Here is a 12,288-nt window from a genome sequence, read left to right as displayed (position 1 = left end):
CCGGAGCTTTTTTATATAAAGCCTGAGCACAATCCATGATCCTCCATAATCTTCCACACTCCCGAAAGAACATAAAAAAACCCCTCGTTTCCGAAGGGTTTTTCTGAGCCGGCAGAGGGATTCGAACCCACGACCCCGAGATTACAAATCACGTGCTCTGGCCAACTGAGCTATGCCGGCCTCATGTCTGCCTTAAAAGCGGTGGCAAATATAAAATGGATTTTATTTTTTACCAACCTTTTTTTAAAAAAAATTACGACAATTTATTTACTTTTTTGATAAGCTCGTTAGCCTTGGTTTCCAACTCGCGCTTAACTGACTTTAAATGAGCCTGTCTGTCTTCGACACTTTTGTCATTTACTTTCTCTATCAAATCATCAAAAGCTTCGATAGCCTCATCAATAATTTCGGTTCCTTCCTTAGAATTGTGATTATCCGTTGCCGCTTCCCACAAATAGACCGCTTCGATAATATCGCCTAAAACGGAATTAATCTCTTTCTTCAGATTTTTAACACTTGCCATGATATATATTTTTTTTGCAAATTTAGATTTTTTTACCGGATTTTATCCGATATACACCTCCAATAGTTTGGCTTTGTCGGAAATCAGGTGTACCATCTCAGCCGCTGCGGGTATCAGGACGGTCTCCCCCTTTTTTACGTTCTCGGTTATACCCCCGGTTGCTATCTCCGCTTCACCCTCGACACACATATAGATACTGAACGAGTCCCGGCCTGCGATATCGTGTTCCAGGTGTCCTTCCACATCCATATAATGGGTTGTAAAATACGGGCATTCCACCATCGTATTGGACACATTCTTTTCTTTGGTATATGTCACCTTAAAATCGTCTTTCTTTTCATAATCTATCGCATCCAGCGCGAGTTCCGTATGCAATTCACGGGTGTTACCGTTTTTGTCTTTACGGTTAAAATCGTAAATGCGATAGGTAACATCGGAAGTCTGCTGTATCTCGGCCAGTAAAACGCCTGCACCTATAGCATGCACTTTACCGGTGTTGATAAAAAACGTATCACCTTCCGTTACTTTTTCGTAATTGAGTATATCGGTCAGTGTATTTTTTTCGAGATGTGAACTATATACTTCTTTACTTACATTTTTATTGAATCCTACGATAAGTTCGGACCCTTCGTCGGCCTGCATGATATACCACATTTCGGTTTTTCCGAAAGAATTATGCCTTTTTCTGGCCAGTTCGTCGTTAGGGTGTAACTGAATAGAAAGATCCTGTTTGGCATCTATAAATTTAATAAGTATCGGGAATTCACTGCCAAACCGTTCCGAAACGTTTTTACCAAGCAGCGCTGCACGATACGTATCGATAAGTTCCTGAAGGCTCTTTCCCCGGTATTGGCCGTTGGCCACTACAGAAACATCTCCGGGCACCGCAGAAAGTTCCCAGCTTTCTCCCGTAATATCATTATCGATCTTTTTACCAAGCACATCACGGAGTTTGGTACCGCCCCACAGACGTTCTTTAAGGATAGGGGTAAATTTTATAGGATAAGATTTCATTGTTGTTATGTAATGTATAGTTTGTGTTTTGTTTGTCTATTTCCACCGGGAAGCCGGTATTTATATTCCAGTATAGGTTACGAAGTTCCGCGGTGTTTCGTATAGGACGACTTCGAGATCCAGTTCCGGTTTAACGGATTTTCGCAGTTTATTCCATATCACTACCGCGATGTGCTCTGCCGTGGGATTAAGTTCCCGGAACTCCGGCACATCAAGATTCAGGTTTTTATGGTCGAAAGCATCTTCGATCTCTACGGCTATAAGGTCTTTCAGGTTCTTGATATCCATGACAAACCCGGTCTCCGGGTCTATCTCTCCGGTAACACTCACAATCAGCTCGTAATTGTGACCGTGATAATTGGGACTGCTGCATTTGCCGTAAACCTCGGCATTTTTTTGCTCGTTCCACTTCGGATTGTGCAGTTTATGTGCGGCATTGAAATGTGCTTTTCTGCTTACCTTGACCCTCATATAGAAGCATTTTGCATTAAATGGTCGTAAAATTTGTCGAAAATGATCTTAAACCAGGCTGTGTAAAGCTCCGGATGAAGTTCCATATCTTTTTTGATCTCTTCGGGATAAACCCATTTCCACGCTGCAACCTCGGCAGGATTCGGCCAGGGATCGTCTTCGTACTTTCCGATAAGTACATGGTCGAATTCGTGCTCGGCCAATCCGTTATCAAAAGGAGCGTGATAAATAAAAGAAAAGACCTCTTCGAGCGCCGTGGTAAACCCCATCTCTTCCATCAGCCTTCGCTTTCCGGCATCTACAGAAGCTTCTCCCTCTCTTTGATGACTGCAACAGGTATTGGTCCACAATCCCGGGGAGTGATACTTGTCCAGGGCCCGCTGCTGTATCATTGTCTGCCCTTTTCCGTTCATCACAAAAACAGAAAACGCCCGGTGAAGCAGTCCTTTTTCATGGGCCTCCATCTTGGGCATCAATCCCTGCGGTTCATCCTTTTCATTCACCAGTATAACCTTTTCTTCCTGCATGTCTTTTATTTCTTCGGTGTTGAACTAAGGGCTCAAAAATACAAAACCCTTGCCAGCCGTCATAATGAATTTACGGACACTTTTAAAGTCTATGGATCTAAAACCGGTTTTTGATTATTAATGCGTATTAAGAGTCCGTTGCGTTATTGGGTTATTCAGACCATACGTATGCACACAATAATCAGTAACCAACCTGCACGCCTGAAGGCTGTAAAAGTTTAATTTCGGAATTTATATTATTAAGAAATTGTCTTTCAGGGCATAACGCCATGAATGTCTTGCTTCCGTCCATCAGACAGCTTCATGTACAGGGTAATTATTCCTGTTCTTAAGGCTTGTGTAAACTTAATTCGATTGGCTTGTCCTTTTGGGGATGTTTTTTTGACAGGAAAAACCAAACCACCGCCGGACCGCAAAACAAAAGGTCAGGAAGTGGTAGCGTTACTACCGGTCTTCCGGTAAAACATACCTGTCTTTGTCACCGGACCGGTGTCTGTACTTCCTGCCGGATACGGGGCCTGTTTTTTTGCCATTTAAGAGATTACGTTTACACCGAACCGGTTTGAGTTAGCCGTTAAACCCTTTCCTTTAGCGGTCAACAGAATCCCTTTTACCGCTAAACCATGTACTTGAGCAGTCCACCGAATCTCTTTAGCCGTCAAACCATATACTTGAGCGGTCCACCGAATCTCTTTAGCCGTCAAACCATGTACTTGAGCAGTCCACCAAATCCCCTTTGCCGCTAAACCATGTACTTGAGCGGTCAACAGAAGCCCTTTTGTCGCTAAACTATGTACTTGAGCAGTCCACCGAATCCCTTTAACCGTCAAACTATGTACCGGAGCGGTCAACAGAATCCCCTTTGCCGCTAAACCATATACTTGAGCGGTCCACCGAATCTCTTTTGCCGCTAAACCATATACTTGAACGGTCAACAGAATTTCTTTTACCGCTAAACCATGTACTTGAGCAGTCCACCGAATCCCTTTAGCGGTCAAACCATGTACCTGAGCGGTCAAACCATGTACCTGAGCGGTCAACAGAAGCCCTTTAGCTGCTAACCAGGCTACTTCCGGCGTCTAAGAGATTGCTTTAATAGCCCTTTTCCGGGCGTTAAAACAGAAAGAAATATGCGTATCACGTCCCCCCGGGTTTCTGAAGATAAGCGAGGCGCCGGGGCATTTCAAATCTGACCCGGTGTGTAAACATCTTGTTTATCGCATGATAAAAAGCCATCCGGTTACCGACCTTGTACCGTTACCCAGGCTCAGTACATAGTAGTAAGTCCCGGCGGGGAGCTGTCCATTACGGCTTATCGTATTTTTCACATTCGACTCACCTTGCCAGGTATTATCGTACCCCTTTTGCCGGAATACGGTATTGCCGTACCTGTTGAATACTTCGAGGGTATTATCAGGATATTTTTCGATACAATCTATCCGGAAAACATCGTTGATCCCATCTCCGTTGGGAGAAAAGAGGTTATATATTTTAAGGCAGGAAGGTTCAATCTCTACAGTGGATAAATTATTCCATTCGGCAGTATCTTCAGGCTCCGAGGTTTCAAGCCACGCAGCGTACCTATATTCTCCCTGCGGCAGTACTTCTGCTCTAATATTCAATTCGGCGGTCTCCCAACTATCCAGATGGGGAATTTGCCAATATCCCGACGATATATCATAACTTCCTTTATCAGCCTGGTGCCAGCGATAATCAAATCCGGAAGGCAATTTATCACTGATAACCACATTCTGAAGTGGTGCCCAATGTGTGTTTTCTACCGCCAGGGTAAATATTACTTCCTGACCTATCCGAGGATTCATCTCATCTACACTCTTGTTCACTCCTAAATCCGGACAATAATCGAGACGCACAGTAACCCCGAGCCGCTCCTCACTTTCTACTTCTTCTCCGGAGGTTTGTGCGGCATAGTAGGTAACTCCGTCTTCCAGAAGAGTATCAGCAGATAATTTTTGTCCTTCGTCAGGAGAGTCATACCATACGATATTATTTCCGGTAACTTCTATATCGGCAATTAAAGGAGAATCTGCAGCACAGAAAAACTGTTCTTTCTGACCGGAAGGCGGCAATAATCTTTCGGAAAACCGAATAGTTACGGTTTGAGAAAAAAAAGATTGACATCCGTCACTATTAAAAGAAATTACGCTATAGTCCCCTTCGGTATCTGCTTTATATACTTCTTCTACTGCTCCTTCAAGAACTGCTCCGTTCCGATACCACTGATAACTTACAGCACCCTCGGAAGTTGCAGTAAGCATCACTTTACTACCGAAGGGCACTACAATGAAATCACTGTTATCCTGAGCCACTACAAATTGCCAGCAGCAAAAGAAAGTAACAAAAAGAATTCTGACATTCATATATTAGCAAACAGGTAAAGAAAAGTGTGCTTCTCGTATAGTATAAAGACAAGTCTTAACAGCAAAGAAATCATTCCTGAGTACCGTCGTAAAACAGGAATAATAACGCTGTTATTCTCCGTGTTTTTTCCCGGCCAGATTGTAAATCCGACCAGGCGAAAACATCTTTTTGTTCTGAGCAATCAGGTCAGCAGACCTGTTGACCTTGTAGTACACAGGAAGTTCGTTAGTCCGTCACGCCCCCTATAGTAATGGTCGGAGATCCGGGAGTAGGTGATACTACGATCTCCAGGTCGCTTCCTGCATTCTGTACCGTACTGGTATACGTCACATAATCTCTTGCCCCCTTGTCTTTTATGGAAGTGGCATATTCGACTTCCACATAGAAGGTATAGGTACCGGTATCGGTCAGGGTAACGGAATAGCTATCCGTCGTGGTTTCGAGGTCGACAGGATTGCCCGTATCACCGTCTTTAATGGCAAACCATTGATAAGACACTTCAAAATCTCCGCCGTCGGGGTTGGAATACCCATTGGCATTGTCCGTATAATCGGCTGCAATATCACTTACGGACAATTCGATAGGAGTTGCGGGCACATCGGTAGAACAATACGCCAAAGGATTTCCGTTGTCGTTGAAGGTCGTGGTTACCGTGAGCGGTGACAACACGAAAAGAATAATGTCTTCGTAGTCATCGGACTGACATATTACGTTTCCATCGTCAACCAGTCCGTACACCCTGAACTTGTGATATCCGGGAGCCAATGCCGTACGTACCAGGTTTTGTGCGGATTCTCCGGAGATTTCATTTGCTGTTTCGGTAGTTCCGTCCGTAGTGATATTGTACCACTCATAAGCCGTAAAAGTATTTCCGGCACCATCATCAAGGCTGGCTGTTAACGTTACTTCCGGACCATTTGTTGCCGGATTGTAAAAAAGTACCGCCCCTTCCACCGTGCTTACCGGCCCGGTGTTATTGGTCAGTGTTCCGACATTGAGGTCACCCGGAGAAGTTACCGGGGTGGTGGGTACAGGGGCTACGATCTGCGCAAATACGGGCATTCCGGCAGCAAATATTAAAACTGCAAGCCCTCGTTTCAAAGTTGTTGTAATAAATTTCATGTGTCGCGATTTTTGGATTGTTTATTATTCAATTTAGTTGGTTGTGTTCCCTATGGCTATATCCGGGTTACCATACGCCGGGAGCACTACAAGTTTTACCGGTGTACGCCCGGTTTCATCCGTACATCCGTTCCTCATCTCCGAGACATAAAAAAATCTCGTTCCTGCAATGGTAGTATCCGGAGCATAAGAAGTACCGGTAAAAACGGATGTTCCACCGGCAGCAACGGTATACCACCTGTATATCGAATTCGCCAGCGGGCTGGCTATATTTAGTGTTACCGGATTTCCGTAACAGGCATAGGCCACATCATCTACGAATTGCGGGGAAGTGACTTCCGGTCCTTTTCCTATTCTTGATACCTCATAAACATACAAGTCTCCCAAAGCATTGAGCAGTCCCTGCCCTATAGAAACTTCTATACGATTGAATTCCGGAATCACCGGGTAGGTCAATACCTGCACATCGGTACTCCCCGGCAACAGCGAAAGTGAAAGGATAGATTCGTCCAGTTCAAGGGCGCCATTACTTGTCTTATTGTTATATGTGGTAATGGTAAGATTCGTCGCCAGAAGAGAGGCCTGTAACAAACCGCCGGGATTCCTTAAAATCACCCGTACGGAATCGCCGGACCTGGACAATGTATTGTATAAAGACCGGATATAAGTCTTATCCAACACACCTACACTGGACCTCAGGCGAGTGAACGTATTGGTGTTTCCGTCTATCGCATTCTGAGGGTTTTCGACCTGGTTTACCCCGGAAAGCAGGGTGCCGGTCGACCCGTACAATACCTCCGCAGGCGCATCACAGGCTATGGAAGCCGAAGCATCCTGAAGGTAATAGGCATAGTAAACATCTACATTGGCTGCGATACTGAGAAGTCCCCCGTTCAAGGTGACCCTGACTCCGTTATAAGACACCGGAGTTCCTCCACTCGTTTGAGGGGTAAATACAATTTCTTCGGTGTACTGCCCGTTCAGAAGACTCAGTAATGCCCCCATATTAACAGATGCTCCTACTGCCGTAGTACCGTTATAGGCCTGTACATTTACCGTGATCCCCGCTCCCAAAAGCGTGGGGTTAACACCTATCTTTAAGTGGGTGGATGTTCCTGCAGGCAGCGTAGACCCGAACCGGGGCTGCACATAGGCACTTGCCACACCTAAAGCACCTAAAGGCACACTGAGCGAAGCCGAGGTGTTTGTTCCGCTGCCCACCACATTAGCAGCATTAGAAACTGTACCTAATAGCCCTCCATTGGTTTGTGAAGCAGCATATACCCGTTCTTTCGGTTGCTGTCCCCATACAGGATGGCAACCGAAAGAAGCGGATAGTATTACTACCAGCAGTATTACTGTTATATGTTCTAACCTGATACGCATAGGGTGGTTTGGATTCAAGGTAAACCGTAAAAGGGGTGGCACCTTTGGTATTATTTTTTGCGAAAGGCAGATAAAAAATCTCTAAAAATACTTTATAGTATTACTTTTCAATAATAATAAAGTCGGACCTTCGGTTTTTAGCGTGTTGTTCTTCCGTACATTGGTTACAACGCTCACACACTACTTTAGGACGGTCTTCGCCATAACCGATAGCACTTTCTATACGCAACGGGTCTATTTTGCCTGTTTCAAGTATATATTTCTGCGTGGATTTGGCTCTGAGGTCGGTGAGTTTCCTGTTGTAATCCGCATTTCCCCGGCAATCTGCATGAGATTCTATCTTGATCTTCACTTTGGGGAACTGGTTCATCACATAGATTACCTTATTGAGTTCTTCAGCGGCCTGTGGGGTGATATCCGCCTTATCAAAATCAAAATATATGGGATTTACATCTATTTTTTCCTGATCATCCTCTTTGACGATCAGATCATCATAATTGGTCAGTTCAAAATCGACACCTTCAATTTTATCTCCGTCTTTCTTCGTGGTTTTTACTTCCTTTTCCTCGGTAGTATAATTGGGTTTTGTGGCTACGAATTTATATGTGGATTCACAGGGAATTTCTACCTCGTACATCCCATTATCTCCTGTAGCCGCTTCCGTTACGAGATCGCCGAATTCATCGTAAACTTTTACGGAAGCTCCTTCAAGGGCCAGTTGCGTATTTTTATTGGTCACCTTACCGGAAACCAACTGATCGCACGGTTCTTTTTCTTTGGTGTAATAATAGATGTCATCATCGCCCTTCCCCTCAAGCCTGTTAGAGGAAAAATAACCGAATGAGGCTGTAGAATCGATAATGAATGAAAAATCGTCTTTATTACTGTTTACCGGTGCACCGAGATTTTTCGGCGCCTTAAATTCCATTTTTCCTTCTTTCTGTTCACTTGAAAATACATCGAGCCTTCCCAGGCCATAATGTCCATCGGAAGAAAAATACAATTTGCCTTCACGGAAATAAGGGAACATTTCCTGCTCCTGGGTATTGATCACCGGTCCCAGGTTCTGAGGTTCGGAAGCTACATTTCCGTTTTCATCCATTTGTACCACGTAAATATCCGTGTTACCGAATCCGCCGGGCATATCCGACACAAAGAACATCCACTTGCCATCGGGGCTCATAGAAGGATGTCCTACGGAATAATCGATACTGTTAAATGGCAGACTTTCCGTTTTCGTCACTTTTCCGTCCTCAATTGTCCCCTTCATGATATGAAAATTGTTCGTTCCGGAATTATCCTTGACGAGCTTATTCTTGTTTTTAAGAATATTAGTCGTATAGTACACATAAGAACGGTCGGGAGAAAAAGTAATCGTGGCATCATGATACTTCGATTCTAATCCGGAAAGGAAAAGCTCAACGTTAAAGAGTTCGCCGTCGGTAGCATTCCGGTCCCCGATATAAAGGTCGAGAAAGGGCTGCTGATTCCATACATACAGCGTATAACTCGGTTTTCTGGTCGAAGAGAATACTATTTTATCTCCGTAAAAGGCCGTTCCGAATTCCGATCTGTTCGTATTGCTCTCCAGATTACGAATCGTAAATAATGAGGTAGCCTGACCAAGACTGTCAAGATATGCTTTCTCTTTTGCGTACCTCGTAATTTCTTTTTCATTTCCCTTCACCCGCAGGTACTCTTTCATTAAAGCTGCGGCTTCGTCATATTCTTCTACGCCCTTTAAAGCATGAACATAACGGTTGAAATGTGCTCCGGACATTCCTGTTTTCTGTAATTCGTAAAGTTTTTTATAATACTTTACCGCGCTACTGTCTTTGCTGATAAAATAATAGGAGTCCGCTATATTCTCCAATACCTCCGGCGAAGGAGTCTTGTTTCCTTTCAAATACGCTTCATATGCCTCGGATGCTTCTACATAAGCCAGCTCTTTGAAAAGACGATCTGCTTTTTTTAACTGCTGCCCGAAAGCTGATACAAAGCAGCACAAAAAACCAAGGGCTAAAAATATATTTCTTATCATAATCATTCTGTTTAGAAAAATCTCGGGGATTTTATACGGCTCGACCTGAAGGGCACCTGGTACCTCAGGATGATTTCATGTGTTCCGTCGTTATACCTGTTAAAACTGGTCGTTGTATAATCGTAAGCATACCCGATAAATAAACTTGGTGATATCTGAAAACCGGCCAGGGCACTTACAGAATCATCCCATCGATACGAAGCTCCCAGCGTAAATTTCTCGTGGAGCATAAAATTGGCCGAAAGGTCCACAGCAACCGGCGCGCCCCGAACAATCTTTACCATGGTGGCAGGTTTGAACAGCACAGTGGGAGATAATTCAAATACATATCCACCGGTAATAAAGTAATGCAGCCTGTCAGACAATACTGCCCCCTGTTCCCTGTCGTCATAGTAATCGTACCGTATAAAGCTCGGCACAGAGAATCCCACGTACCACTTGTCCGTATAGTAAAATGCTCCTGCTCCTGCCAGGAAGTGCGTTTTATTCACGTTCTGTGCAAATACAGGGTCGTTCGGATCCCTGAAATCTCCCTTACTCCAGTCAATATCAAGGATACTGACCCCGGCTTTAACCCCGAAAGCGAGTTTAGAAAAATAACCGGTTTGTATGGTATAGGAAAAGTTCCCATCGAGAAATACCTCCCTGGACGGACCTAACTTATCATGTGCTGCGTTAAAGCCGAGCCCTACCTGATCATTGGTCAGGGGAGAGTGCACACTCAGGGATTGTGTTTGTGGCGCCCCGTCTATACCTGTCCATTGCGACCGGTGCAACAGGTTTGCTTCGAGGGTTCCGACAGAACCGGCATAGGCAGGGTTGAAACTCATCATATTATACATATATTGTGTATACTGAGGATCCTGCTGCGCTCTTACGGTGATTATAGCAAGCATACATATAAACAAAATGTAATTGCGCTTTTTGATTCTTATAACTTTCATCTGTCTATATTTTATCTGTTTTATAAGGGTTTAATACAATAAAGAGGGATTGGGGTATCCCTCTTTATGTGTTATTTATCTTGCGATATAGAGCCATCCGCTTTTTTTGATTCCGGTTCCGGTATCCAGCACGTAGAAGTACGTACCCACCGGTAACCTGTCTTTGCTCATAATTGCTCCGCTCTTATTGGCTACTCCATCCCAGTCGTTATTGTAATTGGAAGTCTGGAACACCAGGCTTCCATACCTGTTGTACACTTTCAGTACATTGTTGGGATAAAGTTGAATTCCGTCTATCACAAAGGTGTCATTAAACCCATCCCCGTTCGGCGAGAACTCGTTATACACCACCAGCAACAGTGGCTCTACAGCTACCTGAGCGGTATTGTTTTCCAGATTGGAATCCACCGGGGAAGATTCTTCAATGGTAACCACATTCAGATAATCTGCTCCGGCTACTGCCACAACTTTCGCGGTTAGTTTTAGCATTGCGGTCCCCTGGGCACCGATATGACTTATCGTCCACTTTGCAGTTATATTATTATAATCTCCTTCTGCAGATTGTGACCCTACAAATTCATAACCCGATGGTAAAGATTCATCCACCACAATATTGGAGAATACCTGGTCCCCGTCATTGGTTATGGTTATAGTGAATTCCACATTGCTATCTATCGACGGTGTTACTTCGTCTACGGTTATCGTAATGGCGAGATCAGAATCTGAGGTCACATCTATGGAAACAACAGCTACATTAGAAACTCTTCCGTCGATATCCTCTACAGTATATTCAAAACTATCCTGCCCTACGAACCCGGCTTCCGGAATATAGTCTACTACTCCATCGGCAGTAACACTGTAATCACCGTGAGCAGGTTCGGTAACGATACTTACCGAAGCAGGATCGATAGGTGCACTTCCTTCTGCATCGTTATCGAGAATGGCTATACTGACAAAACTGTTCGGATTTACCTGAACCGCATCGTCATTAGCTATAGGTCCTGTCGGTGCCGGATCGACGGTAATGGTCACCGTAGCCACATTAGAAGTGTATCCGTCCGTATCATTTACGGTATACGTAAAGGTATCCGTTCCTATGAATCCGGCATCCGGAGTATAGGTTACAGCTCCGTTTGACACTAATATTTCCACATTACCATCGGACGGCATGGTTGCAATGGCTACCGAAGCCGGATCCAGAGGTGCATTACCACCTGTGTCATTAGCCAGGATATCTACAGTTACAGGGGTATCTACAATAGTACCCGCACTGTCATCTGCTGCCATCAGGCCACCATTATTTCCACCCACATTAACGGTAACCGTAGCTTCATTACTCGTGTAACCGTCTACATCCTTCATCGTGTAGGTGAAAGTGTCTGTTCCTTCGAAACCATTATCCGGTGTATAGGTAACTACTCCTGTCGAAGCATTTACTTCTACTCCTCCGGAAGAAGGCATGGTAAGGATTGCTACGGAACCAGCATCTATAATGGCGTTTCCGGCCACATCATTGGCCAATACATCTATAGCTACAGCGACATCTACAGGTGTGGAGGCATTGTCATCCACAGCCATCAGCCCACCGTTATTACCACCGACACTTACCGTAACCGTGGCTTCGTTGCTGGTATAACCAGCCTCGTCTTTCATCGTATAAGTAAACGTATCATCGCCTTCGAAGTCTCCCGAAGAAGTGTACGTAACAACTCCTGTAGCAGCATCGACAGTTACCGTCCCCTCGCCGGGCATCGTTACGATCGTCACCGAAGTAAGATCGATAGGTGAGTTTCCGGCTTCATCATTAGCCAGGACATCGATAGCTACAGGCATTTCCATAGGTGTGGAAGCGCTGTCGTCCACAGCGAGTAAGCCGCC

Annotated in this window: 11 protein-coding genes and 1 tRNA gene; all 12 read right to left on the bottom strand. The window is 44.7% G+C overall.

Translation table 11 applies throughout. From position 1 onward, the window contains the following. Positions 1-106: 106 nt before the first annotated feature. Positions 107-180: transfer RNA gene (locus BT112_RS09330), tRNA-Thr, on the bottom strand. A gap of 73 nt (positions 181-253) precedes the next feature. Then, on the bottom strand, positions 254-523 hold the full coding sequence (locus BT112_RS09325; RefSeq protein ID WP_072317111.1) for a hypothetical protein: 270 nt from the start codon (positions 521-523) through the stop codon (positions 254-256). 42 nt (positions 524-565) lie between these two features. Further along, positions 566-1,537: a type I phosphomannose isomerase catalytic subunit gene (locus BT112_RS09320; protein WP_072317110.1), complete on the bottom strand. Its 972-nt coding sequence runs from the start codon at positions 1,535-1,537 to the stop codon at positions 566-568. A gap of 60 nt (positions 1,538-1,597) precedes the next feature. After that, positions 1,598-2,008: a 6-pyruvoyl trahydropterin synthase family protein gene (locus tag BT112_RS09315; protein WP_072317109.1), complete on the bottom strand. Its 411-nt coding sequence runs from the start codon at positions 2,006-2,008 to the stop codon at positions 1,598-1,600. Continuing rightward, a complete protein-coding gene (gene idi, locus BT112_RS09310; RefSeq protein ID WP_072317108.1) occupies positions 2,005-2,535 on the bottom strand; it encodes an isopentenyl-diphosphate Delta-isomerase in 531 nt (176 codons plus the stop codon). Before idi ends, BT112_RS09315 begins: the two co-directional genes overlap by 4 nt. A gap of 533 nt (positions 2,536-3,068) precedes the next feature. Beyond that, positions 3,069-3,575, bottom strand: coding sequence for a hypothetical protein (locus BT112_RS09305; protein ID WP_072317107.1), 507 nt, complete (start codon positions 3,573-3,575; stop codon positions 3,069-3,071). 174 nt (positions 3,576-3,749) lie between these two features. Then, positions 3,750-4,916: a T9SS type B sorting domain-containing protein gene (locus tag BT112_RS09300; protein ID WP_083564853.1), complete on the bottom strand. Its 1,167-nt coding sequence runs from the start codon at positions 4,914-4,916 to the stop codon at positions 3,750-3,752. Positions 4,917-5,142: 226 nt separating this feature from the next. Continuing rightward, the gene (locus BT112_RS09295; RefSeq protein WP_072317105.1) at positions 5,143-6,039 is read right to left on the bottom strand and encodes a hypothetical protein; all 897 of its coding nucleotides are present in this window, start codon (positions 6,037-6,039) and stop codon (positions 5,143-5,145) included. A gap of 33 nt (positions 6,040-6,072) precedes the next feature. Next, entirely contained in the window at positions 6,073-7,425 is a 1,353-nt protein-coding gene (locus BT112_RS09290; protein WP_072317104.1) for an immunoglobulin domain-containing protein, read from the bottom strand. Positions 7,426-7,525: 100 nt separating this feature from the next. Continuing rightward, positions 7,526-9,466: an OmpA family protein gene (locus BT112_RS09285; RefSeq protein ID WP_139276088.1), complete on the bottom strand. Its 1,941-nt coding sequence runs from the start codon at positions 9,464-9,466 to the stop codon at positions 7,526-7,528. 11 nt (positions 9,467-9,477) lie between these two features. Further along, positions 9,478-10,410: a PorP/SprF family type IX secretion system membrane protein gene (locus tag BT112_RS09280; protein ID WP_072317102.1), complete on the bottom strand. Its 933-nt coding sequence runs from the start codon at positions 10,408-10,410 to the stop codon at positions 9,478-9,480. Positions 10,411-10,485: 75 nt separating this feature from the next. After that, positions 10,486-12,288 (bottom strand): Ig-like domain-containing protein (locus BT112_RS09275; protein WP_139276086.1); only part of this gene is annotated, 1,803 nt, incomplete at its 5' end.

This window comes from Sinomicrobium oceani, from assembly GCF_900119185.1.
Lineage (GTDB): Bacteria > Bacteroidota > Bacteroidia > Flavobacteriales > Flavobacteriaceae > Sinomicrobium > Sinomicrobium oceani.
Note: the sequence above shows the minus strand (reverse complement) of the source record. Positions and strands in the feature narration are given on the sequence as shown.

Coding starts and splice junctions, on each gene's coding strand:
- BT112_RS09325 (WP_072317111.1), bottom strand. CDS start 523: ATGGCAAGTGTTAAAAATCTGAAGAAAGAGATTAATTCCGTTTTAGGC.
- BT112_RS09320 (WP_072317110.1), bottom strand. CDS start 1,537: ATGAAATCTTATCCTATAAAATTTACCCCTATCCTTAAAGAACGTCTG.
- BT112_RS09315 (WP_072317109.1), bottom strand. CDS start 2,008: ATGAGGGTCAAGGTAAGCAGAAAAGCACATTTCAATGCCGCACATAAA.
- idi (WP_072317108.1), bottom strand. CDS start 2,535: ATGCAGGAAGAAAAGGTTATACTGGTGAATGAAAAGGATGAACCGCAG.
- BT112_RS09300 (WP_083564853.1), bottom strand. CDS start 4,916: ATGAATGTCAGAATTCTTTTTGTTACTTTCTTTTGCTGCTGGCAATTT.
- BT112_RS09295 (WP_072317105.1), bottom strand. CDS start 6,039: ATGAAATTTATTACAACAACTTTGAAACGAGGGCTTGCAGTTTTAATA.
- BT112_RS09290 (WP_072317104.1), bottom strand. CDS start 7,425: ATGCGTATCAGGTTAGAACATATAACAGTAATACTGCTGGTAGTAATA.
- BT112_RS09285 (WP_139276088.1), bottom strand. CDS start 9,466: ATGATAAGAAATATATTTTTAGCCCTTGGTTTTTTGTGCTGCTTTGTA.
- BT112_RS09280 (WP_072317102.1), bottom strand. CDS start 10,410: ATGAAAGTTATAAGAATCAAAAAGCGCAATTACATTTTGTTTATATGT.